At 67.9% G+C, this 22,683-nt stretch carries 19 protein-coding genes; 6 read left to right on the top strand and 13 right to left on the bottom strand.

Annotated features, from left to right (window positions below; all coding sequences use genetic code 11):
- Positions 1-55: 55 nt before the first annotated feature.
- The 3 genes from LGR64_RS01720 to LGR64_RS01710 all read right to left on the bottom strand — a co-directional run bounded on the left by LGR64_RS01720 (position 56) and on the right by LGR64_RS01710 (position 4,980).
- Entirely contained in the window at positions 56-3,124 is a 3,069-nt protein-coding gene (locus LGR64_RS01720; protein WP_230354910.1) for an efflux RND transporter permease subunit, read from the bottom strand.
- On the bottom strand, positions 3,117-4,286 hold the full coding sequence (locus LGR64_RS01715) for an efflux RND transporter periplasmic adaptor subunit (protein WP_230354909.1): 1,170 nt from the start codon (positions 4,284-4,286) through the stop codon (positions 3,117-3,119). The genes LGR64_RS01720 and LGR64_RS01715 overlap by 8 nt, the downstream gene beginning before the upstream one ends.
- 76 nt (positions 4,287-4,362) lie before the next feature.
- A complete protein-coding gene (locus tag LGR64_RS01710) occupies positions 4,363-4,980 on the bottom strand; it encodes a TetR/AcrR family transcriptional regulator (protein ID WP_012207452.1) in 618 nt (205 codons plus the stop codon).
- Between the two features lie 89 nt (positions 4,981-5,069).
- On the opposite strand from LGR64_RS01710, the gene LGR64_RS01705 reads away from it, so the two are divergent.
- Both LGR64_RS01705 and LGR64_RS01700 read left to right on the top strand, forming a co-directional pair.
- On the top strand, positions 5,070-6,569 hold the full coding sequence (locus LGR64_RS01705; RefSeq protein ID WP_230354908.1) for an efflux transporter outer membrane subunit: 1,500 nt from the start codon (positions 5,070-5,072) through the stop codon (positions 6,567-6,569).
- A gap of 140 nt (positions 6,570-6,709) precedes the next feature.
- A complete protein-coding gene (locus tag LGR64_RS01700; protein WP_230354907.1) occupies positions 6,710-7,036 on the top strand; it encodes a hypothetical protein in 327 nt (108 codons plus the stop codon).
- 71 nt (positions 7,037-7,107) lie between these two features.
- On the opposite strand, the gene LGR64_RS01695 is transcribed toward LGR64_RS01700, so the two are convergent.
- Positions 7,108-7,575, bottom strand: coding sequence for a nuclear transport factor 2 family protein (locus tag LGR64_RS01695; RefSeq protein WP_016445466.1), 468 nt, complete (start codon positions 7,573-7,575; stop codon positions 7,108-7,110).
- An 85-nt stretch (positions 7,576-7,660) separates the two neighbouring features.
- Here LGR64_RS01695 and LGR64_RS01690 point away from each other — a divergent pair, with 85 nt between their 5' ends.
- The 3 genes from LGR64_RS01690 (at position 7,661) to groL (ending at position 10,411) form a co-directional block, all read left to right on the top strand.
- Entirely contained in the window at positions 7,661-8,245 is a 585-nt protein-coding gene (locus LGR64_RS01690; protein WP_230354906.1) for a TetR/AcrR family transcriptional regulator, read from the top strand.
- Between the two features lie 185 nt (positions 8,246-8,430).
- On the top strand, positions 8,431-8,721 hold the full coding sequence (locus tag LGR64_RS01685; RefSeq protein WP_012207457.1) for a co-chaperone GroES: 291 nt from the start codon (positions 8,431-8,433) through the stop codon (positions 8,719-8,721).
- 46 nt (positions 8,722-8,767) lie between these two features.
- Positions 8,768-10,411 carry a chaperonin GroEL gene (gene groL, locus LGR64_RS01680; RefSeq protein ID WP_230354905.1) on the top strand — a complete coding sequence of 548 codons (1,644 nt, stop codon included), beginning with the start codon at positions 8,768-8,770 and terminating at the stop codon, positions 10,409-10,411.
- Positions 10,412-10,520: 109 nt separating this feature from the next.
- On the opposite strand, the gene LGR64_RS01675 is transcribed toward groL, so the two are convergent.
- Both LGR64_RS01675 and hglS read right to left on the bottom strand, forming a co-directional pair.
- On the bottom strand, positions 10,521-11,798 hold the full coding sequence (locus LGR64_RS01675; protein ID WP_096916783.1) for an aminotransferase-like domain-containing protein: 1,278 nt from the start codon (positions 11,796-11,798) through the stop codon (positions 10,521-10,523).
- A 111-nt stretch (positions 11,799-11,909) separates the two neighbouring features.
- Positions 11,910-13,325 (bottom strand): 2-oxoadipate dioxygenase/decarboxylase HglS, encoded by a 1,416-nt coding sequence (gene hglS / locus LGR64_RS01670; RefSeq protein ID WP_034397069.1) that lies wholly within the window; start codon positions 13,323-13,325, stop codon positions 11,910-11,912.
- A 166-nt stretch (positions 13,326-13,491) separates the two neighbouring features.
- On the opposite strand from hglS, the gene LGR64_RS01665 reads away from it, so the two are divergent.
- On the top strand, positions 13,492-14,412 hold the full coding sequence (locus LGR64_RS01665) for a LysR family transcriptional regulator (RefSeq protein WP_141835368.1): 921 nt from the start codon (positions 13,492-13,494) through the stop codon (positions 14,410-14,412).
- On the opposite strand, the gene LGR64_RS01660 is transcribed toward LGR64_RS01665, so the two are convergent.
- The 7 genes from LGR64_RS01660 to LGR64_RS01630 are packed head-to-tail and all read right to left on the bottom strand — an operon-like array spanning position 14,387 to position 22,591.
- The gene (locus tag LGR64_RS01660; protein WP_141835371.1) at positions 14,387-15,349 is read right to left on the bottom strand and encodes a CobW family GTP-binding protein; all 963 of its coding nucleotides are present in this window, start codon (positions 15,347-15,349) and stop codon (positions 14,387-14,389) included. The genes LGR64_RS01665 and LGR64_RS01660 overlap by 26 nt on opposite strands.
- A 1-nt stretch (position 15,350) precedes the next feature.
- Complete coding sequence (locus LGR64_RS01655) at positions 15,351-17,015, bottom strand: amidohydrolase (protein ID WP_141835375.1); 1,665 nt, start codon at positions 17,013-17,015, stop codon at positions 15,351-15,353.
- A gap of 19 nt (positions 17,016-17,034) precedes the next feature.
- Positions 17,035-18,057, bottom strand: coding sequence for an ABC transporter ATP-binding protein (locus LGR64_RS01650; protein WP_141835378.1), 1,023 nt, complete (start codon positions 18,055-18,057; stop codon positions 17,035-17,037).
- Complete coding sequence (locus LGR64_RS01645; RefSeq protein WP_047326431.1) at positions 18,054-19,082, bottom strand: ABC transporter ATP-binding protein; 1,029 nt, start codon at positions 19,080-19,082, stop codon at positions 18,054-18,056. The genes LGR64_RS01650 and LGR64_RS01645 overlap by 4 nt, the downstream gene beginning before the upstream one ends.
- Complete coding sequence (locus tag LGR64_RS01640) at positions 19,082-19,990, bottom strand: ABC transporter permease (RefSeq protein WP_043790046.1); 909 nt, start codon at positions 19,988-19,990, stop codon at positions 19,082-19,084. Before LGR64_RS01640 ends, LGR64_RS01645 begins: the two co-directional genes overlap by 1 nt.
- Positions 19,991-19,994: 4 nt before the next feature.
- Entirely contained in the window at positions 19,995-20,972 is a 978-nt protein-coding gene (locus LGR64_RS01635; RefSeq protein ID WP_012207467.1) for an ABC transporter permease, read from the bottom strand.
- 17 nt (positions 20,973-20,989) lie between these two features.
- Positions 20,990-22,591, bottom strand: coding sequence for an ABC transporter substrate-binding protein (locus tag LGR64_RS01630; RefSeq protein WP_141835381.1), 1,602 nt, complete (start codon positions 22,589-22,591; stop codon positions 20,990-20,992).
- Positions 22,592-22,683 lie beyond the last annotated feature (92 nt).

The following is a 22,683-nucleotide window of genomic DNA, read 5'->3' as shown; positions in this document are numbered from 1 at the left end:
ACGGGATGCCCCATTGTGGCCAATCGGCCAAAGCCCTGGGCGCGTGTGCCGTGCATCAGCGCCGTGCTTCGCCGGGCCTGATCCTGAACCAGATCGAGTACATGGCAGGCAGGAAGACCAGCGTCAGCACCGTGCCGGCCAGCGTGCCGCCGATCAGCGTATAGGCCAGCGTTCCCCAGAACACCGATTGGGTCAGCGGGATGAATGCCAGGATCGCCGCCAGCGCGGTCAGGATCACGGGCCGGGCGCGCTGGACAGTGGCCTCCACCACCGCCTGGAACGGCGCAAGCCCCTCCTGTTCGTTGTGCTGGATCTGCCCGATCAGGATCAGCGTGTTGCGCATCAGGATGCCCGACAGCGCGATCAGCCCCACCAGTGCATTGATGCCGAAGGGCTGCTGAAAGACGATCAGCGTCGGCACCACGCCGATCAATCCCAGGGGGCTGGTCAGGAACACCATGACCATGGCCGATATCGACCGCACCTGCAAGATGATGATGATCAGCGTGATGGCGATCATGATCGGGAACAGGGGCAGCATGGCCGTCATGGCCTTGCCGGATTCCTCGATGGAGCCGGCCTCGTCGATGCGGTAGCCCGCAGGCAACGCCTTCCTGATGGGCTCCAGCTGCCGGGTGATGGCCGCCGACACATCGGGCGGCTGCAGGCTGTCATCAATGTCTCCGCGGACCGTGATGGTGGGCATGCGGTCGCGGCGGCGCATGACGGGCTCCTCCATCTGCACGGTGACCTCGCCCAGCTGCGACAGCGGTATGCGCTGGCCAGTGGCGTTGATGAGCGTGAAGTCGCCGACCCTGGCCACATCGTGGCGGGTGCCGCCCGCAGAACGCGCCATCACCTGCACGGTGCGGATGTCCTCGCGCACGGTGGTCACGGGCACGCCGCTGAGCAGGAACTGCAGCTGCTGCGCGACCGCCGCGGAGGTCAGGCCCATGGCCTGCAGCCGGTCCTGGTCCAGGGTGAAGCGCATGACGGGGGTGCGCACGCCCCAGTCGGAGTTCACGGTCCGCATCATCGGGCTGTCGTGCAGCACCTGGTGCACCTGGCCGGCAATGTCGCGCAGCCGCTGCGGGTCGGGGCCGGAGACGCGATACGCCACGGGGAACGGGGAGTACGGCCCGAACACGATCTGCGATGCGCGCACCTGCGCCTGCGGAGCCAGTCCCTGGGCGATGGCCTCGCGCAGCCTGAGCTTGAGCGTGTCGCGCTGCGCCTGGTTGGCGGTGCGCACGACGATCTTGGCGAACGAAGGGTCGGGCAGCTCAGGCGAGATGGCCAGAAAAAAGCGCGGTGCGCCCTGGCCGATATAGGCGGTCACGATCTCCGATTCGGGCTGCTGCAGCAGCCAGGCTTCCACCTTGCGGGTGGTCTCGCTCGTCTGGCCGATGGAGGTGCCGTAGGGCATCTGCACCTCGACCATCACCTCGGGCCGGTCGGAGATGGGGAAGAACTGCTTCTTCACGATGGACATGCCCAGCACGGAAGCCACCATGAGCCCGCCCACGACTGCAGCCACCATGCCCTTGCGGGCGATCACCTTGCCCAGCACGCGCCGCAGGCGCTCGTAGCGGGGCGTGCCATACATCGCCGCATGTCCGCCTTCGACCTTCTTGAGAGGGGGCAGCATCTTCACGCCGAGATAGGGCGTGAACACCACGGCCACCACCCAGGACGCAATGAGCGCGATGCCGACGATCCAGAACATGTTGCTGGTGTACTCGCCTGCAGCGGAGCGGGCGAACCCGTTGGGCATGAAGCCCACCGCCGTCACCAGCGTTCCGGACAGCATGGGCGCCGCGGTATGGCTCCAGGCGTAGGCGGACGCGGCCACGCGGTCGTAGCCCTCTTCCATCTTCACCACCATCATCTCGATGGCGATGATGGCGTCGTCCACCAGCAGGCCCAGCGCAAGGATCAGCGAGCCGAGCGTGATGCGGTCGAAATTCTTTCCCGTCGCGGCCATGATGATGAACACGGCCGCCAGCGTCAGCGGCACGGCCGCAGCCACCACCACGCCAACGCGCCAGCCCATGCTGGCGAAGCACACCACCAGCACGACCAGCAGCGCGGCCAGGAACTTGAGCATGAACTCATCGACGGCGGCGCTGATGTTCACGGCCTGGTCCGTCACCTTGGTCAGGCCCATGCCCAGCGGCATGTCTGCATTGATGGCGCCCACCTCCCGGTCCAGCGCCTTGCCCAGATCCAGCCCGTTCCAGCCGTCGCGCATGACGACGCCCAGCAGCAAGGCCGGCTCCGCACCGTTGCGGATGATGAAGGTCGAGGGATCTTCGTAGCCGCGCTGGACGGTGGCGATGTCGGACAGCTTGACCGTGCGGCCCTGGGCCACGATGGGCGTGTCGCGGATCTTCTGCAGCGCGTCGAACGCCCCGTCGATGCGGATGAACACCTGGGGTCCCTGGGTCTCCACCGACCCGGCAGGCGTGAGTGCGTTCTGGTTGTTCAATGCCGCGAAGACGTCCTGCGGACTGATGCCCAGCGTGGCCAGGCGCTCGTGCGAGAACTCCACGTAGATCCGCTCGGATTGCTCGCCGACGATGTTGACCTTCTTGACGCCCGGCACATGCAAAAGACGCTGGCGCAAGGCTTCGGCATCGCGCACCAGCGCCCGGGGCTCCTCGCCGCGCGCCTTGAGGGCGTAGATCGCAAAGGTCACGTCGGCGTACTCGTCGTTCACCATCGGGCCGATCACGCCCGCCGGCAGGTTGCGGGCCTCGTCACCGAGCTTCTTGCGGGCCTGGTAGAACTCCTCCTGCACCTCGCCGGGGGGCGTGGAGTCGAGCAGGGTCAGCGTGGTGAAGGCCAGCCCCGGCCTGACGAAGGTTTCGGTGCGGTCATACCAGCGCAGCTCCTGCAGGCGCTTTTCCAGCTTCTCTGCCACCTGGTCCTGCATTTCCTGCGGGGTGGCGCCAGGCCAGGCCGTGATGATCGTCATGACCTTGACGGTGAAGGCCGGATCTTCCGCCCGGCCCAGCTTCAGGAAGGCAAAGACACCCGTCAGCGAAATCAGCAGGATCAGGAACAGCGTGATGGAGCGCTCACGGACGGCAAGCGCCGATAGGTTGAAACGGCCTTCACTCACGGGACGCTCCCGTGGACACGGAGGACGCCGTGGACGTTGTTGCCGTTGAAGGCGCCGGCGCCTCGCTGTCCAGTCGCACCTGCGCGCCCTCGCTCAGCAAATGCGCGCCGAGCGCGACGATCCGCTCCCCCAAGCCGAGCGCACCCACCACCTGGGCATTGCCGTCCTGCACCTGAACCACGGTGACGGGCTGGCGCCTCACCTGATCGCCCTGCACCACCCAGACAGCGGCGCCCTTGCCCTCATCGAGGATGGCGCCGATGGGGACCTGCAGGGTTGCCTTGCCCGCTGTCGATGTCGATGTAGATGTCGCTGTCGATGTCCCGCCAATCCTGAGCGTGACCGTGCTGCCCAGCGGGGCGCTGGCCGCCGCGCCGGCGTCCAGCACATAGCGGGCCTCAAAGGTGCGGGTGGCCCGGTCGGCCACATCGGACAGCTGGCGCAGTCTGGCGGGGATGACCACATCCTCCCTGCCGAACAGGCGGGCCTGGGCCGCCGAGCCCAGCGCGGGGCGCAGTGTTTCGGGCAACTGGACGACCGCTTCGCGCCTGCCAGCATGGGCGAGGCGCACGACCACCTGGCCGGCACTGACGACTTGGCCAGGCTCGGCAAGTGTTTCCATCACGATGCCATCGGCATCGGCCAGCAGTTCGGCGTAGCGGCTGGCGTTCAGCGCTGCGGCGGCCTGCGCTTCGGCCGCCCTGAGCTGGGCGCGGGCGGCATCTGCGGCCGCCTTGATCTGTTCATGGGCCAAGGCCGAAACGGCACCCGTTCCCTGCAGGTCACGGTAGCGCTGCTCCTCGTCGCTGGCCTGCTGCGCACGTGCCCTGGCGGCTGCGACGGCCTCCTGCTGGGCATTGGCGGCCAGCTTCAGGTCCACCGGGTCGAGGCGCAGCAATGCCTGGCCGCGCCTGACCGTCTGGCCTGTATCCACCAGGCGCTCCAGCACCTTGCCGGCCACGCGAAATCCAAGATCGCCCTGCACCCTGGCCGCGATGGTGCCGGTGAAGACGCGCTCGGAAGAATGGCCTGGCGCTACCAGGGTGGTGCGAACGAGGGGTGGCTGGGTGCGCGGATCCGGCGGCGTGCTTTTGCCGCAGGCTGCGAGTGCAAGTGACAGTGCGCCGACAGCGGCGATGGACAGATGGCGGTGCCGAAGCATGAGGGGTCCCGATCAATGAGCAGGACCCGATTCTGTGATTGGTGACCATTTATGTCAATGGTCACAACTGCGGATTTTAGGGCGACAGGCTTCTCAGCACCAATCCGGCCAGTTGTGCGGGCGCCTCATCCGCATGGTCGAGGCTGTGCTGCAGCATCACCGGGTTCAGGTAGGGAAGCATGACCAGGAAGATGGCGCGCCCGGTTTCATCCAGCGGCGTCTTGCGCTCGAAGTCGCCCCGCTGGCGCCCGGCATCGAGTATCTGCAGCAGCAGCTGATGCATGCGTTCCTCATAGGCCTGCGCTGCCTGCCAGCGCTCGGCCGACGCCGAAATGGCGATCTCGTACAGCTTGCGGTCTTCGGAGAAAAGCCGCAGCGTGACAGCGACGATCGCCTTGAACAGGCGCCGCAGCTGCTCGGGAGGCGCATCCGTGCTGGCGACGGCCTGGCGGATCTCCGCCTCCATCTCCATCAGGCAGTTGGAACAGATCATCTCGCCGATGACCTGCTTGGACTCGAAGAACTTGTAGATGTAGGCCTTGGAAAAGCCGATGGCCTTGGCAAGGTCGGACACCGTGGTTTTCTCGTAGCCGTAGCGGCTGAAATGCTCTTTCGCCGCAGTCACGATCTGTTGCCGGACATCGTGTTCGACCGGGCCGCGCGCAGAGGTCGGATAGACGTTGGTGGTGCTCATGCGGCCTAGCTTACTCCATCAAAAAAATACTATGCAAGTGACCATTTTGGAATATAGTCACAGTGTCACCACGCTTCTGACTGTTGAACATGCCGCGTCTTGCCGCCCCCGTCTTTCTGATGCTCGCCAGCCTCTGTGCAGGGTGTGCGGTAGGCCCTGACTACCAGCCGCCCGCCACGGCCCTGCCCCAGACCTACATGGGCAGCCGCGTTCTGGGTGAGACCAAGCCGCCCTCGCCGGCCTCCTCCACGGACCTTGCAGCCTGGTGGGCAGCCTTTGGCGATCCGCAGATGGCGCGCCTCGTCACGGCGGCACTGCAGCAAAACCTGGATGTTGCCCAGGCCGCTGGCCGCGTGCTTCAGGCACGCGCCGGGCTGGATGCGGCGGCAGCCGCCCTGCTGCCGTCGGCCCAGATCTCGGCGCAAACGGCCAGGAGCTATCAGTCGGTCGAGACTCCGCTGGGCCGGGTGCTCGACTCCATGCCGGGGTTCGATCGCTACGGCAGCGCCCAGGAGGCCAACCTCGGAGCCAGCTGGGAGCTTGATCTCTTCGGCGGCCTGCGCAGGGCCAGGCAGGCCTCCCTGGCCGAGTACCAGGCATCGGAAGCCGGCGCCACTGCCGTGCGGCTCGCGGTGGCCGCACAGACTGCGGACACCTATATCCAGATTCGCGGCCTGCAGGCGCGGCTGGCAGTGGCACGCTCGCAAGTGCAAACCCAGCAGCAACTGCGCTCCATCGTCGAACTGCGGTTTGGCAAAGGACTGGCATCAGAGCTTCAATTGCGCCAGGTCGAGGGGGCGCTTGCGCGGGCGCAAGCGACCATCCCGCCGCTGGAGACCGCGCTCGAGGCCGCGCTCAACGCCATGGACGTGATGCTGGCCACGGCACCCGGCACGCACCGGGCAGAGCTGGCCGATCCCCGCCCGGTCCCCGTGCTGCCAACCCTTTCCCTGGCAGAGGCGCCCGGCGATCTGCTGCGGCGACGCCCGGACCTCATCGCGGCGGAGCGGCGCCTGGCAGCGTCGAACGCACGCATCGGCGTGGCGATTGCCGAGTACTACCCGAAGCTGTCGATCAGCGGCCTGATCGGCAGCGCCACCTCCATCTCCGCGGGCAATCTCTTCAGCGCCGGCGCGTCGCAGGCAACCGTTGTGGGCGGCCTGCGCTGGCGGCTGTTCGACTTCGGTCGCATCAACGCACAGATCCAACAGGCGCAGGCACAGGAGGCGGAAAGCCTTGCCGCCTATCGCCAGTCGGTACTGCGCGCCACGGAAGAAGTGGAGAACGCCCTGGTGTCTCAGGACAAGCGGCAGGAGCTGATGGCCGTGCTCGCCAGGGGTGCGGATGCGCTCACGCGGGCCCGGCAGGCCGCAGGCGCCGCCTACGACAAGGGCGTGGTCAGCCTGATCGAGGTACTGCAGGCGGATGAAAGCCTGCTGGGCGTGCTGGATGCACAGGCGCAGGCCCGGATGGAGTCGGCGCGATCGACGGTCGCGATCTTCAAGGCGCTGGGCGGCGGCTGGACGCCGGAGCCTTCCAGGGCAGTGGCAGCCGCCAGCCACGGTCTGCCCGCCAGCGTTGCCCGCTGAACCTGCCACTTCCCGAAAGGAGCCCCCTTTCCACACAGCAAAGAAACCGAACACCCCTGCGGGACATGCGGCCCAAGCGACCTGCCCAAGCAGGCGGCCGAAGCCATGGCCCGGCTCCACCAACCCCCATCCGTCAAACCATGTCAAACACAACCCTCTCCCCCACCGTTGCTGCAGCCGCACGCCTCCTGAAGCCGGCGCTTGCGGCCATCGCCTTCTCGACCTGCTTCGCAGCCCATTCGCAGCCGCAAGACGCCTCGGCAGCCACATCGGACGCAGCGCTTTCCCGCGCCGAAGTCATCGCCGATCTCGCACTCTGGCGCCGCGCCGGATTGGACCGCCATGCGGAGATATCGATCTCCTACGGAGTCGAAACGCAGGAATATCGGGCCGCATACCAGGAGTACCTGCGTCTTCGCAACAGCGAGGCGTTTCAGGCGGAGGTCCGCAAGGCGTTGAGTCGGTAAGGCGGAGCTCCTCCCCGCCCAGGCCATCGCGGCAGCGGCCGGCTACCTAGGGACGTGGCCCGGGGCTTTGCCTACAGGCCCAGGTCGGACAGCCCGGGGTGGTCATCGGGGCGACGGCCCAGCGGCCAGTGGAACTTGCGCTCCGACTCCTGGATGGGCATGTCGTTGATGCATGCGAAGCGTCGGCGCATGAGACCGTCGGCCTCGAATTCCCAGTTCTCGTTGCCGTACGACCGGAACCAGTTCCCGGCATCGTCGTGCCACTCATAGGCGTAGCGGACTGCGATCCGGTTTTCCGCGTACAGCCAAAGCTCCTTGATCAGCCGGTAGTCCAGCTCCTTCTTCCACTTTCTCTCAAGAAGGGCCTGGGCCTCGGCGCGGCTGTTGGCGAACTCCGCCCGGTTGCGCCATTTCGTGTCGGGGGTATAGGCCATCGCGACCTTGGCCGCATCGCGTGTGTTCCACCCATCCTCGGCCAGACGGACCTTTTGGACGGCGCTTGCGAGAGAGAACGGGGGCAGGGGTGGGCGAGTTTCCATGATGTGACCTTTTGAAGAGATGTAGAACGATCTGTCTACATGCGCCACTCTAACGGAGGTGGAACGATCTGTCTACAATGTCTTCATGAAAACTTCCGAGCCATCTCTCGAGTCATTGCCGCCCCGCGAGCGCATCCTGGTGGCAGCCCATGGCCTCTTCTACGCAGAGGGCATCCGGGCCACGGGTGTGGACCGGATCATCGAGCGGTCGTCGGTCAGCAAAGTCACCTTCTACCGCCAGTACGCCAGCAAGGACGACCTGATCCGCGCGTACCTCGACTACCGCCATGAGCGGTGGATTTCCTGGTTCCAGGCCAGCCTGGCGCAGGCGACTGACGCTGGCTCGCCAGCGTTGGATGCCCTGTCCGCCACCCTCAGGAGCTGGTTCGGCCAGCCCGACTTTCGGGGCTGCGCCTTTCTCAACGCCGCTGCCGAACTGGGCTCGTCCGACCCTGAGATCCTGGCGACGGTCCGGCGGCACAAGCAGGAAATGTCGTCCGTGCTGGATCGCCTGTTCGGTGGCCATCCCGTGTCCGTGGGCGCTGCGCTCACCCTGGTGGCGGATGGCGCCATCGTTCATGCGCAGATGGGTCAGCCGATCGATGAAGTCATGGAGAACTTCAAGGCAGCGGCCGAGGGGGTTGTGAATCTGCCCCTGCCCTTGCGCTAGTGCCGCACCGGGTGTGCCGTCTTGCGGCACATCGACCCTACCCCTTGAATCCTGGCCGAATTGCCTTATTATTAGCACTCGTTGGGCATGAGTGCTAACAGTCCTCTGTCCCACATTGCTTCGAATGTCGGCCCGCCGGGCCGGCAAGTCTTTGTTTCAACTTTGTTGATGATTTAGGAGTTGGTATGAACCTGCGTCCCCTGCACGATCGCGTGATCGTGAAGCGCCTCGAGAACGAAACCAAGACGGCTTCGGGCATCGTGATCCCCGAGAATGCCGCCGAGAAGCCCGACCAGGGCGAAGTGCTGGCAGTGGGCCCCGGCAAGAAGAACGACAAGGGCGAAGTGATCGCTCTGAACGTGAAGGTCGGCGACCGCGTTCTGTTCGGCAAGTACAGCGGCCAGACCGTCAAGGTCCATGGCGACGAACTGCTGGTGATGAAGGAAGACGACCTGTTCGCAGTCGTCGAAAAGTAATCCGCGCTTCGAAACCGCACTTTCCAACTGAATCCGGAGAATTGAAATGGCAGCAAAAGACGTAGTTTTCGGCGGCGAAGCACGCGCCCGCATGGTTGAAGGCGTGAACATCCTGGCCAACGCGGTCAAGGTCACCCTGGGCCCCAAGGGCCGCAACGTGGTACTGGAGCGCTCCTTCGGCGCCCCCACCGTGACCAAGGACGGTGTCTCGGTCGCCAAGGAAATCGAACTCAAGGACAAGCTGCAGAACATGGGCGCCCAGCTCGTGAAGGAAGTGGCCTCCAAGACCAACGACATCGCCGGTGACGGCACGACCACCGCCACCGTGCTGGCACAGGCCATCGTCCGCGAAGGCACCAAGTACGTGGCCGCCGGCCTGAACCCCATGGACCTCAAGCGCGGCATCGACAAGGCTGTCGCCGCCCTGGTGGACGAGCTGAAGAAGCAATCCAAGGCCACCACCACCTCCAAGGAAATCGCCCAGGTCGGCTCGATCTCCGCCAACTCCGACGAATCCGTGGGCAGCATCATTGCCGAAGCCATGGACAAGGTCGGCAAGGAAGGCGTGATCACCGTTGAAGAAGGCAAGTCGCTGGCCAACGAACTCGACGTCGTCGAGGGCATGCAGTTCGACCGCGGCTACCTGTCGCCCTACTTCATCAACAACCCTGAAAAGCAGGTTGCCCTGCTGGACAACCCCTTCGTGCTGCTGTTCGACAAGAAGATCAGCAACATCCGTGACCTGCTGCCCACGCTGGAAGCCGTGGCAAAGGCCGGCCGTCCCCTGCTGATCATTGCAGAAGACGTCGAAGGCGAAGCCCTGGCAACGCTGGTGGTCAACACCATCCGCGGCATCCTGAAGGTTGTGGCTGTCAAGGCTCCTGGCTTCGGCGACCGCCGCAAGGCCATGCTGGAAGACATCGCCATCCTGACGGGCGGCAAGGTCATCGCTGAAGAAGTGGGCCTGGCGCTGGACAAGGTGACCCTGGAAGACCTGGGCCAGGCAGTGCGCATCGAAATCGGCAAGGAAAACACCACCATCATCGACGGTGCTGGCCAAGCTGCTGAAATCGAAGCCCGCGTCAAGCAGATCCGCATCCAGATCGAAGAAGCCACCAGCGACTACGACCGCGAAAAGCTGCAAGAGCGCGTGGCCAAGCTGGCTGGCGGCGTTGCCGTGATCAAGGTTGGCGCTGCCACCGAAGTCGAGATGAAGGAAAAGAAGGCCCGCGTTGAAGACGCCCTGCACGCTACCCGCGCTGCTGTGGAAGAAGGCATCGTGGCCGGCGGCGGCGTGGCTCTGCTGCGTGCCAAGCAAGCCGTGGGCGACCTGAAGACCGGCGATGCCGAGCAAGACGCCGGCATCAAGCTGATCATGAAGGCCATCGAAGCGCCCCTGCGCGAAATCGTGGCCAACGCCGGTGGCGAGCCCTCGGTGGTGGTCAACGCCGTGCTGAACGGCTCGGGCAACTACGGCTTCAACGCTGCCAACGACACCTACGGCGACATGCTGGAAATGGGTATCCTGGACCCGACCAAGGTGACGCGTACGGCCCTGCAGAACGCCGCTTCCGTGGCATCGCTGCTGCTGACGACCGAAGCCATGATCGCCGAGTCTCCCAAGGCTGAAGGCGGCCCTGCCATGCCCGACATGGGCGGCATGGGTGGCATGGGCGGCATGGGCATGTAATTGCCCGCCGCAACCGGGCAGGCCTTGCGCCATACCCGGTTTGCCCAGCAAGACAAAGGCCGCCCTCGGGCGGCCTTTGTCATTGCATGAACGCTTTTGCCGATGTCTTTCAGGACACGGCCTGGCCCCAGGCCCGGCCCAGGCGTGCCACGGCCTCGGTGATCTGGGGCACGGTGGGCGCCGCATACGACAGGCGCATGCACAGGCCGGCCTTGTCTGCCGCATCGGCCGGGAAGAAGGCCTTGCCCGGCACATAGAGCACGCCCTGCTCCACCGCTGCCGTGAACAGCGCACGGGCCAGGGCCTGGGAATCGCCCGCAAGCCGCTGCGGCGGCAGCAGCTGGGCCCAGACGAACATGCCCCCCGCAGGCCGCACGAAGCGGATCTGATCGCCCAGGGCCGACTGCATGCCAGAGCACAGCGCATCCATGCGCGCCGCGTACTCGGCGCAGGCCTGGGCCAGTTGGGGCGCATAGCGGCCCGAGCGCAGATAGTGCGCGGCGATCATCTGCGCCAGCGGCGAGGTGCACAGATCGGCCGTCTGCTTGGCGATGGTGCAGCGGCGCAGCAATTGGGCGTCGGCCAGCATCCAGCCGATGCGCAGCGCAGGCGCCACGGTCTTGGACAGGCTGGACAGGTAGACCACGGGATTGGCCTGGGCGCCGCACAGCGCCAGGCCCGTTTCGTAGATCGACGGTTCGCGCTGGCCGGCAAAGCGCAGCTCGCCATAGGGATCGTCCTCGACGATGACAAAGCCATGCTGGCGCGCCAGCTCCACCAGGGCCGTGCGCCGCGCCGCGGGCAGCAGGGTGCCGCCCGGGTTGGAGAAGTTGGGCACGGTATAGAGCAGCTTGGGGGCACGCGCATGGGGCCACTGCGCCAGCAGGCGGGCCAGGGCCTCGGTGTCCAGGCCCTGCTCGTCCGTGGGCACGGCAACGACCTGTGCCTGGGCCAGCTTCAGGGTCTGCAGCGTGGCCGGGTAGGCGGGCACTTCGACCAGCACCGGATCGCCGGGCTCGACCAGCACCTTGACCAGCAGGTCGAAGGCCTGCTGCGAGCCCGTGGTCACGATCATGTCGGCCGGCGTGCAGGCAATGCCGCGCGTGGCGCACAGCGCGGCCAGGGCTTCGCGCAGCGCAAGCTGGCCTTCGCTGGCGCCGTACTGCAGGCTGGTGGCGGCATCCTGCTGCAGCGCGGCCATGGCGGCCTGCTGCAAACCTTCGGCATCGAACAGGCTGGGCGAGGGATAGCCTCCGGCCAGCGAGAGCATGCCGGGACGGCTCAGGTAGGGAAACAGCTCGCGGATCGGCGAGCCTTCGGGCTGTGCGAACAGCGGGTTGAACAGATGGGCGGTGGGCGACGACGCGCCCTGGTCTGCGGTGCTCATGAAGGCCTCCGGCAAATGGCAAAAACAAAAGGGCGCACGCGCAGGCCTGGCGCCTGTGCATGCGCCCCGGGGAAGGGGATCAACGGTGGCGGGCTCAGCCCGGGTCGGCGCTTATGCGGCGACCTTGGTGGCCTGACCGCGCAGCGCGCTGCGCAGCTGGTCGATGGAGCGCTGCTGCGCCTGCTCGTACAGCGCGATCTCGTCATGCACGCGGGCACCCAGGTCGGCCTCGAAGGCCTGCTGGGCCGCATGGGCCGCGTACTGCTTTTGCTCTTCGCCGCCCAGGTTGGACTGGAAGATGCCGGCCGCGCTCACGGGCAGGAAGTCTTCGTAGACGATGGGCTCGGCCTGGGCCAGGCCGCGGGCGATCAGGGCGTCCAAGTCCGACGCGGCGGCCGCTGCGGCCTCGCCTGCGGCCAGGGCGGCTCCCTCGTCGCTCAGCGTGAAGCGGTAGAAGGCCAGGTCTTGACGGCGCAGCTGCTCATGGGTGTCGGGGAAAGCCTCGAAGACCTGGGCCAGGCGGCTGCCGTAGTCGGGTGCGGCACTGCCCGCGCTGCCCATGTCGCGCACCTGGGCCAGCAGCTGGTCGTAGAGCGCGCGGCCCTTGCGGGTCAGCGCCACGCCGCGCTGCTCGATCTCGCCGAAGCGCGCCGTGTGCGAGCCCGCGCCCGTGGCATCGCCCGCAAAACGCACGGTCTCCTTGAGCGCCTTGAAACTGGTCTGGCGCAGCAGGATGGGGCAGGCGCGGCGCGGCGGGCCTTCGACCACGTCCTTGGCGTCCATGCCGCGTGCGGGCATGGCGGCCTGGGCCGCGTCGATGTCCAGCGTGCGCGGCGTCAGGTGGTTGATGTGCGGGCCCTTGAAGCAGACCACGTCGGCGATCAGGCGGTGGGCCTTGTGCAGCGCGTCGTAGGTGGTGCCGTCCACGGTGGATTCGCTGTGCCAGCGGAAGGTCTCCAGCGCCTCGCGCACGAATGCGTCGGCATCGGCGTCGGCCAGGCCGCCATGGGCTTCGGCCTGGGCGATCAGCGCCAGCGCGCGTTCGGTGAAGATGCTGCGTTGCGCCAGGATGGCGCCCGCCTGGGCCCGCAGCGCCTCGTCGGCAATCAGGTCCAGGCGCAGCAGCGAGGTGAAGACGCGGAAAGGGTTGGCCAGCAGCGCCGCATCGCCCACGGGGCGGAAGGCCGTGGAGTGCACGGGCACGCCGGCCACCGACAGGTCGTAGTAGCCCACGGGCTCCATGCCCATGATGGCGAACAGGCGGCGCAGCATGGACAGCTCGGCCGCCGTGCCCACGCGGATGGCGCCGTGGCGCTCCACGCCCAGGCGGGCCAGCTCGCCACTGCGCTGCATCCGGGCCAGCAGCGCGGGCTCGGCCTGCAGCGTGCGCTGGTTGATGTCGGCCACGAGTTCGATCAGCGTGCCGTACTGGGGCACTTCATCGCGGTACATCTCGGACATGGCGCTGGAAAACCGTGCGCGGATCTCGTCGGAGGGCACGAAGGTGTGGGCAGGCGTAGAGGACATGGTGCTCGTGGGGACTGAAGTTGGAGCCACAGGGCAGCCCTGCGGCGGGGTGGATTCCTGGCACGCATGCTAGGTCTGCGCCTTGAGCCTGGTCAAACGATAATCAGGCCCATAGGTCATTCCCAAACAGAATGCCCCTCCCACGATTGCCCCACCGCCCTCTGCCATGCTGCTGTCCCGCCGTTTCCTGCCCCCCATGTCCCTGCTGTGCGCCTTCGAGGCAGCGGCCCGGCACCAGAGCTTCACGGCAGCTGCGGCCGAGCTGCACCTGACGCAAAGCGCCGTCAGCCGCCAGATCCGCGCGCTGGAGGAGCGGCTGGAGGCGGAGCTCTTTGTGCGCGAGCGCCAGACCGTGCGGCTCAGTCCGGCCGGCCAGGCCTATGCCCAGGAGATACGCGGCGCGCTGATGCGCATCTCCACCGCCACGCTGGGCTTTCGGGCCAACCCGCGCGGCGGCAGCTTGAACCTGGCCATCCTGCCCACCTTCGGCACGCGCTGGCTGGCGCCGCGCCTGCCGCAGTTCTTCAGTGCCCACCCGGGCATCACCATCAACCTGACGACGCGGCTGTCCCAGTTCGACTTCCAGCTCGAAGCCGTGGACGCCGCCATCCATTTCGGCCTGCCGCACTGGCCGGGCGCCGAGCTGGCCTTTCTGATGAGCGAGACCGTGGTGCCTGCCTGCAGCCCCGCCCTGCTGGCCCAGCATGGCTTTGCCCAGCCCCAGGACCTGCTGCAGGCGCCGCTGCTGCACCTGGCCTCGCGCCCCGATGCCTGGCAGCGCTGGCTGTCCGTGCACCATGCACCCATGACCGAGGGCCAGGGCATGCTGTTCGACCAGTTCGCCACCGCCGCCCAGGCCGCCATCGCCGGCGTGGGCGTGGCCTTGCTGCCACGTTTTCTGATCGAGCGCGAACTCGCCCAGGGCGATCTGGTGCGTGCCCTGCCCCATCTGCCCGAGATGGAAAGCGCCGAGCGCTACTACCTGGCCTGGCCCACGAGCCGCGGCAACTACCCGCCGCTGCAAAGCCTGCGCGAGTGGCTGCAGCAGGCGGCCCAGGATTTCATGCGGGACGGCCCGCAGCCCTGACGCCCACAGCGCCTGCCACCATCGCCTGCAGCGCGGCCACCGGCAACTGCCCGGCCAGGCCGATGGCCACGATGGCGGGCACCTGCTGCTGCGCGGGCGCGGGCGCTGATGCGGCACGCAGCCGGCCGCTGCGCCCGGCAAACTGAAGCTCGCTCCACTGGCCCGCCCCGGTCTGCACCACGCCCTTGAGCCGCAGCACGCCGGCCGGCATGGCCTGCAGCCACGCCTGCAGGGCCGTCTCGGACAGCACCCCGGGCGGCTGGCAGGACCAGGTCTCGAACTGCCGGCCATGCATGGGGCGCGCAGTGCCGGCACCCCATGAAACCTCCCGCACGCCACGCAGCAGGGCTGCGCCGCTGAGCAGCTCCACGGGCACCCGGGCTTCGTGCACATCGCAGCGTTGCGCGGCTGGCGCGTGGCTGGCTATCCAGCCGTGCACGCGCGCCAGGGTCCGGGTATCGGCCAGATCGGTCTTGTTGACGATGACCAGATCGGCCCGGGCCACCTGGCGCTGCAGCGTGTCGGCCAGCAGCGGATCGGCCGCCTGCCCGGGCAGGGCAGCGGCATCGACGACCACGATGACTTCGTCCAGCGCCAGTGCGGGATCGGCCAGGCCCAGTTGGGCAATGCGCCAGGGATCGGAGACGCCGCTGGCCTCGACCACCACGGCGTCGAAGCGCTCGCGCTGCTGCAGCACGCCGATCAGGGCCATGGATAGGTCATCACCGATCTGGCAGCACACGCAGCCATTGGTCAGCGCGATGGTGTCGCCGCTGTGGGCCCTGATCAGGCCTGCATCGATGTTGAGCGCACCGAAGTCATTGACCAGCACCGCCAGCCGCTGGCCAGCCGCATGGCGCAGCCAGTGGTTGAGCAGCGTGGTCTTGCCGGCGCCCAGGAAGCCGCCGATAACCGTGAACGGCAACCGCTGCCCCATGTCATGCCGCCTTGAAGACGCGCCCCGACAGCACCGTGCCCCAGACCCGGAGGTCCTTCAGCACCATGGGGTCCAGGGACAGCGGATCGTCCTCCAGCACGCAGAAGTCGGCGCGCTTGCCGCATTCGATGCTGCCGATCTCGTGGTCCATCTTCAGTGTCCAGGCCGCGCCCAGCGTGACGGCATGCAGGGCCTGGGCCACGGTCAGACGCTCGGCCGCGCCCAGCACGCGGCCCTTGGGCGTGATCCGGTGGACCGCGCACCAGGCGGTGAACAGCGGCCCCAGCGGCGTGACGGGCGCATCCGAATGGATGGCCAGCGGCACGCCGGCGGCCAGCGCGCTGGCGCAGGCATCGAGCCGCATGGCCCGGTCCGGCCCCATGGTCATCTCGTAGTGCTGGTCGCCCCAGTACCAGAGGTGGTTGGCGAACAGGTTGGCACACAGGCCCAGCGCCGCCATGCGGCGAAACAGCGGCGCATCGATCATCTGGCCATGCTGCAGCGTGTGACGGTGGTCGGGCCGGGGCGCGCGGGCCAGCACGCGGCCTATGGCGTCGATGGCGGCTTCGCTGGCCTCGTCGCCATTGGTGTGCGTATGGATGAGCAGGCCTGCGCGGTGGTAGGTCTCGAAATCGGCCTCGTACTGCGCGGGCGCGGTGACCCAGATGCCGTTGGGCGCACCGTTGTAGTGACCGGGCCAGCGCAGGCGTGCCGAAAAGCCCTGGATGGAGCCGTCCAGCATCATCTTGACCAGGCCGTAGCGCAGCCGGTCGGTGTTGCGCGCCATGAGCGTGCGCACATGCCCGGCTCCGGCCTCGGCGCCATGGGTGCCGTGAAACGCCTGGAAGGCAGGCAGGATGCGGATGGGCACCTGGTCATCGGCCAGCGCGGCCTCCAGCACGCGGCAGTCCTGCTCACCCAGCCTGTTGACCAGATCGGTGGCCGTGGTCACGCCCTGGCGGCAGGCCAGGCGGGCGAAGGAGCGCACGCCCGCCTCGGTCATGGGCGCCAGCAGGCCGGCGTTGCCGATCTTGCGCAGCACCAGGAACATGGCGGCCGGTTCCTGCAGCTCGCCCGTGGGCTCGCCGGCCAGGGAGTGGCCGGGCGCAAAGCGCACCACGCCCTCGACCTCGTTGTCGCGCGTGATCTCGGCCAGGCGCAGCATGGCGCTGTTGACGTTCATCAAATGGCCGTTGGCGTGCGAGATCACGATGGGACGGCCTCCTGCGGCCCGGTCCAGGTGCTCCACCGTCATGCGCTCGCCGCCAAAGTAGATGGGATCGAACCCCCAGGCGATCAGCGGCTGCCCGGGCGGCAGGCCCTGCGCATCCATGCGCGACGCCACCTCGGCCAGGCGGTCCACCACGGCATCCATGGAGCGCAGGCCGGGCCAGGTCTTTCCGTCGGGGTCGCGCCGGTCGAACCAGCCCGTGTATGTCCAATCCCACATGCTGCCTTCCTTGAGGTGGCAGTGGCCCTCCACCAGGCCGGGCAGCAGCACCTGGTCGGCAAAGCGCTCGTCGATGCGGCATTCGCCCCAGGCCGTGCAGCGCGCCAGGTCCCCGACCGCGAGGATGCGCCCGTCGCGCACGGCCACGTGCGTGGCCTCGGGCTGCATGGGGTTCATGGTGATGATCTTGCGGGCGGCGTAGACGGTGATGGTCATGGTGGCGGGTGCTCCGGGTTCAAAGGGCCAGCGGCGCGCGCGGCACGCCATCGATGTGGTCCACGCGGATGCAGCGCACCCAATGGCCGGGGGCGGCTTCGCGCAGCGGTGGCGCCTCAGCCGAGCACGCAGGCACGGCCACGGGGCAGCGCCCGGCGAAGCGGCAGCCCGCAGGCGGGTTGATGGGGCTGGGCGGGTCGCCGGCCAGCCGGATGCGACGCGCCGCCCGCTCACGCCCGCCGCGCACCGTGGGCACGGCCGACATCAGGGCCACGCTGTAGGGATGCAGCGGCCGCGCGAAGAAGGCCTGGCGCGGTGCGCGCTCCACGATCTGGCCCAGGTACATGACGGCGATGTCGTCGCAGATGTGCTCGACCACGGCCATGTCGTGCGAGATGAACAGGTAGCTCAGGCCCAGTTCGCGCTGCAGCCGCGCCAGCAGGTTGAGGATCTGGGCGCGGATGGCGATGTCCAGCGCCGACACGGGTTCGTCGCAGACCACGAGTTCGGGCCGCGTGGCCAGGGCGCGCGCGATGTTGATGCGCTGGCGCTGGCCGCCCGAGAACTGGTGCGGGAACAGCTGGCGCTGCTCGGGCCGCAGGCCGACCTGGGTGAACAGCTCGGCCACGCGCGCCTCGCGCTCGGCCGGCGTGCCCACGTCCATCAGGTCCAGCGGAGCGCGCACCGCATCGCCCGCGCGCTGTCGCGGATTCAGCGAGGAGAACGGGTCCTGGAACACGATCTGCATGCGCCGCCTCGCCTGGCGCAGGGCCTCACCCGACAGGCCGCCCAGGTCGGTATCGCCCAGCTGCATGCGGCCCGCCGTCACGGGCGCCAGGCGCATCACGGCCAGCGCCGTGGTCGTCTTGCCCGAGCCCGACTCGCCCACCACGGCCAGCGTGCTGCCGCGCCGCAGGCTGAAGGACACGCCGTCCACGGCCTTGACCACCTCGGGCCTGCCGAACAGGCCCTTGCCCGGGCGCGGAAAGTGGACCTGGAGATCGTCCACCTGCAAGAGGGTATCGTCCATGCGTGCGTTCATGCCAGGGCCTCCGTGTGGGCGCGGATGCGGGAAGCGGGAGCGTGCAGCCAGCAGGCCACGCCGTGGGATGGATCATCCAGCGCGGTCAGCGGTGGCGCTTCGCTGGCGCAGCGCGGCTGGGCCTCGCGGCAGCGCGCACGAAAGGCGCAGCCGCTGCCCAGCTCCCAGATCGAGGGCACGACGCCGGGGATCTCGGGCAGCTCGGTGCGCCCGCCTGACTGGCTGCTGCCCAGCTCGGGCAGGCAGGCGATCAGGCCGCGCGTGTACGGATGGGCGGGCGCCGACAGCACCTGTTCGCAGCGGCCCTGCTCGATCACGCGTCCCGCATACATGACCATGACGCGGTCGGCCATCTCGGCCACGGCCCCCATGTCATGCGTGATCAGCACGATGGCCGTGCCCTTGTCGCGCTGCAGCTCGCGCAGCAGGTCGAAGATCTGGGCCTGCACGGTCACGTCCAGCGCCGTGGTGGGCTCGTCGGCGATCAGGATGTCGGGCCGGCAGGCCAGGGCCATGGCGATCATCACGCGCTGGCGCATGCCGCCCGACAGCTGGTGCGGGTATTCGTGCACGCGCCGCTCGGGCGCGGGGATGCCGACCTGCCGGAGCATTTCCACGGCGCGCTGGCGCGCGGCGCCCGCGTCCAGGCCGGCGTGCAGGCGCAGCGGCTCGGCGATCTGCTCGCCCACGGTGAGCACCGGGTTCAGCGAGGTCATCGGCTCCTGGAAGATCATGGAGATGCGGTTGCCGCGCACCTGGCGCATATGGGCCTCGCCGGCGGCCACCAGGTCCTCGCCCTGGAAGCGCACCTGCCCGCCCGTGATGCGGCCCGGAGGCGAGGGAATGAGGCGCAGCAGCGCCAGCGCCGTCATGCTCTTGCCGCAGCCGGATTCGCCGACCACGCACAGGGTCTCGCCCGCGCGCAGATCGAAATCCACGCCGTTGAGCACCGTCGCCTGGCCGCGCCGGCCCTGGAAGGCCACGCGCAGGCCGCTCACTTGCAACAGGGGGGTGTCGGTGTCCATCAGCGCTCCCTCAGCTTGGGGTTGAGTGCATCGTTGAGGCCGTCGCCGATCAGGCTGACGGCCAGCACGGTGACGAAGATGGCGGCACCGGGAAAGGCCACGGCCCACCAGCACGACAGCAGGTACTGGCGGGCCGATCCGATCATCAGGCCCCAGCTCATCTGGTTGGGGTCCCCCAGGCCCAGGAAGGACAGGCCGGCCTCGAACAGGATGGCGGCGCCCACGGCCAGCGTGGCCGACACCACCAGCGGCGGCAGCGCATTGGGCAGGATCACCTTCCAGATGATGCGGCCGTGGCGCGCGCCGATGGCGCTCTCCGCGCGCACGAATTCGAGCTGGCGGATGCGCATGAACTCGGCCCGCGTGAGCCGCGCCGTGGCCGGCCAGCTCACGCTGCCGATGGCCAGCGTGACCGTCACCAGCGAGGGCGAGAACAGCGTGACCACCACCATGGCGAACAGCAGCGCCGGCAGCACCTGGAAGAACTCGGTCACGCGCATCAGCAGCGCATCGACGCGGCCTCCGTAGTAGCCCGCCATCGCCCCCAGCGTCACGCCGATGCACACCGACAGCAAAGCCGCGAAGGCGCCCACCATCAGCGTGGCGCGGCCGCCGTGGATGATGCCCGTGAGCACGTCGCGCCCCAGCTGGTCGCTGCCCAGCCAGGCCTCCTCGCTGAACGGCGGGCTCAGCGGCATGGTGCGGATCTCGAACGGGTCCGCAGGCCAGATCCAGGGGCCGGCGATGGCCACCAGCAGCACGATGAGCAGCATGGCCATGCCGGCAATGGCCGAGGGGTTGCGCAGGAACATGCGCAGCGCCTCACGGGCCGGGTGCTCGGCATGGGCTGCGGCCTGCGGCGCGGCGACGCTCGGCACGGACACGGAAGGTGGTGTGATGGCATTCATGGTCTCAGGCCGCCTTGATGCGGGGATCGATCAGCCGGTAGCACAGGTCGGTGACGAGGTTCATCACGACCACGACGATGGAGGAGAACAGCAGCACGCCCAGGATGGTCGGGTAGTCGCGCCGCAGCACCGAGTCGAAGGCCAGCCGGCCCAGGCCCGGCCAGTTGAAGACCGTCTCCACGATGATGGCGCCGGCCATGACGTTGCCGAACTGCAGGCCCAGCATGGTCACCACGGGCAGCAGCGCGTTGCGCAGCGCATGGCGGTAGAGCACCACATGCTCGGCCAGTCCCTTGGCGCGCGCCGTGCGGATGTAGTCGGCGCCCAGCACGTCCAGCATGGACGAACGCGACAGCCGGCTGTACTGCGCCAGGTAGACCAGGGCCAGTGTCAGCGCAGGCAGCACCAGGTGCCGGGCCACATCCAGCAGGTCGGCAAGGCCTGCGCCGCCTGCGGCATCGGCCGAGCGCATGCCCGACACCGGCAGCACGGGCCACCAGGAGGCAAAGGCCAGCACCAACAGCATGCCGGTCCAGAACACGGGCGCCGCAAAGCCCACCAGGGACAGCACGGTGATGCACTGCGACAGCAGGCCGTTGGGCCGGCGCGAGGACAGCACGCCCAGCAGCGTGCCCACCACGAAGGCCGTGAGCACGGCGGCCAGCACCAGCAGCAAGGTGGCGGGCACGCGCTCGGCAATCATCTGCGCCACCGGCAGGTTGAAGAAGTAGGAGTAGCCCAGATCACCACTGGCCACGCGCGCCAGGTAGATGCCCAGCTGCACGGGCAGCGGCCGGTCCAGCCCGTAGCGTGTGCGCAGCTCGGCCATGAGCTCGGGCTCCATGCCGCCGCTGGCGCCGGCAATGGTCTCCACGGGATCGCCGGGCGCCGCATGCACCAGCATGAAGTTCAGCACCACCACGGCCAGCACCAGCGCCAGGCCCTGCAGCAGCCGCTTGAGGAGTGTGCGAAGAAAAGCCATGGACTGCACCTCCCCGACTACTTCAGAAAGATCTCGTCATAGGGCGAGGCCGGCCCCCAGACCGTGGTCGGCAGGTTGCCCACGTTGTTGCGCGCGGCCGTGTGGTAGGGCGAGTTGTTGATGAAGATCACCGGCAGCTCGTCGGTCACGGTCTTCTGGAAGGCCGCATAGAGCTTCTTGCGCTCGGCCGTGTCCAGCGTGCTGCTGGCCGTGTTCAGCAGCTCGTCCACCTTGGGATTGCGGTAGGACTGGGTGTTGGTCCAGACCACGGGCTTGATGTTGGTGGACAGGTAGCTGCGGTGCACGCCGATGACCGGGTCGCCCCAGTTGAAGACGATGTCCATGGACAGGTCGAAGTCATGCGTGGCCAGCCGCCGGGACCAGGCCGGGAAATCGGCCGAGGCTCTTACATCGACGGCGATGCCGACCTTCTTGAGCTGGGCGCGCACGTACTCGGCCACGTTCTTTTGCTGCTCGTCCGAGCCGGGCAGGTAGTCGATGCTGATCTTGAAGCGCTCTCCGTTGGAGGCGGGCTTGAGGCCGGCCTCGTCCAGCAGGGCCGCCGACTTCTTGAGGTCCAGCGGATAGCGCACCAGGTCGGCCGAGGCAAAGGGGCTGGCCGCCACGATGGGGCCGTCGGCCACGGTGGCGAAGCCACCCATCAGCGCCTTGGTGATGAAGTTCTTGTCGATGGCATGCGCAATGGCCTTGCGCACGCGCACATCGTCCAGCGGCTTCCTGTCGGTGTTGATGGCCAGCCAGTTGATCGAGCCTATGCCCTCGAAGCCCTTGCCGGTCAACGTGATCTGGGGATTGGTGGACAGGCGCTTCAGGTCGATGGAGGCCTGCAGGTAGGGCACCATCTGCACGTCGCCGCGCTCCAGGCTCAGCAGCAGGCTGGAGGAGTCGGGCACGATGTTGAAGACCAGCTTGTCCAGGTAGGGGCGGCCGGGCAGGAAGAACTTGTCGAAGCGCTCCATCACGATGCGCTGGCCCGCGCGGAACTCGGTCAGCTTGAACGGCCCCGAGCCCACCACGTCGGCGCTGTTGCGCGCATGGGTCTTGAGGTCGGCACCATCGCCATAGATGTGCTTGGGCAGTATGGGCGCCAGCGCCGGGCTCATGGCCAGCAGGATGGCCGGATGCGGCGCGCTCATGCGGATGATGGCCGTGTAGGGGTCGGGCGTGTCCACCTTCTCCACGGGCCCCAGCATGGTCTGGAACGGGTGGTTGGCCTTGATGGCCATGATGGAGAAGGCCACGTCGGCCGAGGTGATGGGCTTGCCGTCGTGGAACACGGCATTCCTGCGCAGGTTCAGGGTCAGCGACTTGCCGTCCTCGGCCAGCTTCCAGGACTCGGCCAGGTAGGGCTGGGGCTTCCACTGGTCATCGAAGCGCAGCGGGCTGGCGAACAGCTGGGTGGAAGGCATGGCCGTGGCAATGCCCGATTGCACGGCGCCGTTCAGGTGCCGTGGCACCTGGGTGCTGCCCACGATCAGGGTGCCGCCGCGCTGCGGCTCCTGGGCCTGGGCCTGCAGCGGCGTGGCCGCCAGGCCCGCCAGCGCGCCGGCCAGGGCCAGGGCCGCCAGGGCGCGGCGTCGGAAAGTGATGGTGTGCATGGACTGTCTCCCTCGTTGGATCGCCAGGCCGCGCGGCTCGCTGCCTTCAATCCAGAATACGCAACAAGGGCGCGGGCCGCGGGGGCCACAGC

It is taken from the genome of Delftia sp. Lp-1 (assembly GCF_020523835.1).
Lineage (GTDB): Bacteria > Pseudomonadota > Gammaproteobacteria > Burkholderiales > Burkholderiaceae_C > Comamonas > Comamonas acidovorans.
Note: the sequence above shows the minus strand (reverse complement) of the source record. Positions and strands in the feature narration are given on the sequence as shown.

Bases quoted from the DNA above. Each gene is read 5' to 3' on its own strand.
- LGR64_RS01710 (WP_012207452.1), bottom strand. From the start codon at position 4,980: ATGAGCACCACCAACGTCTATCCGACCTCTGCGCGCGGCCCGGTCGAA.
- LGR64_RS01665 (WP_141835368.1), top strand. From the start codon at position 13,492: ATGCTGCTGTCCCGCCGTTTCCTGCCCCCCATGTCCCTGCTGTGCGCC.
- LGR64_RS01635 (WP_012207467.1), bottom strand. From the start codon at position 20,972: ATGGCTTTTCTTCGCACACTCCTCAAGCGGCTGCTGCAGGGCCTGGCG.
- LGR64_RS01650 (WP_141835378.1), bottom strand. From the start codon at position 18,057: ATGAACGCACGCATGGACGATACCCTCTTGCAGGTGGACGATCTCCAG.
- LGR64_RS01715 (WP_230354909.1), bottom strand. From the start codon at position 4,286: ATGCTTCGGCACCGCCATCTGTCCATCGCCGCTGTCGGCGCACTGTCA.
- LGR64_RS01700 (WP_230354907.1), top strand. From the start codon at position 6,710: ATGTCAAACACAACCCTCTCCCCCACCGTTGCTGCAGCCGCACGCCTC.
- LGR64_RS01640 (WP_043790046.1), bottom strand. From the start codon at position 19,990: ATGAATGCCATCACACCACCTTCCGTGTCCGTGCCGAGCGTCGCCGCG.
- LGR64_RS01690 (WP_230354906.1), top strand. From the start codon at position 7,661: ATGAAAACTTCCGAGCCATCTCTCGAGTCATTGCCGCCCCGCGAGCGC.
- hglS (WP_034397069.1), bottom strand. From the start codon at position 13,325: ATGTCCTCTACGCCTGCCCACACCTTCGTGCCCTCCGACGAGATCCGC.
- LGR64_RS01660 (WP_141835371.1), bottom strand. From the start codon at position 15,349: ATGGGGCAGCGGTTGCCGTTCACGGTTATCGGCGGCTTCCTGGGCGCC.
- LGR64_RS01695 (WP_016445466.1), bottom strand. From the start codon at position 7,575: ATGGAAACTCGCCCACCCCTGCCCCCGTTCTCTCTCGCAAGCGCCGTC.
- LGR64_RS01705 (WP_230354908.1), top strand. From the start codon at position 5,070: ATGCCGCGTCTTGCCGCCCCCGTCTTTCTGATGCTCGCCAGCCTCTGT.
- LGR64_RS01630 (WP_141835381.1), bottom strand. From the start codon at position 22,591: ATGCACACCATCACTTTCCGACGCCGCGCCCTGGCGGCCCTGGCCCTG.
- LGR64_RS01675 (WP_096916783.1), bottom strand. From the start codon at position 11,798: ATGAGCACCGCAGACCAGGGCGCGTCGTCGCCCACCGCCCATCTGTTC.
- LGR64_RS01655 (WP_141835375.1), bottom strand. From the start codon at position 17,015: ATGACCATCACCGTCTACGCCGCCCGCAAGATCATCACCATGAACCCC.
- LGR64_RS01685 (WP_012207457.1), top strand. From the start codon at position 8,431: ATGAACCTGCGTCCCCTGCACGATCGCGTGATCGTGAAGCGCCTCGAG.
- groL (WP_230354905.1), top strand. From the start codon at position 8,768: ATGGCAGCAAAAGACGTAGTTTTCGGCGGCGAAGCACGCGCCCGCATG.
- LGR64_RS01645 (WP_047326431.1), bottom strand. From the start codon at position 19,082: ATGGACACCGACACCCCCCTGTTGCAAGTGAGCGGCCTGCGCGTGGCC.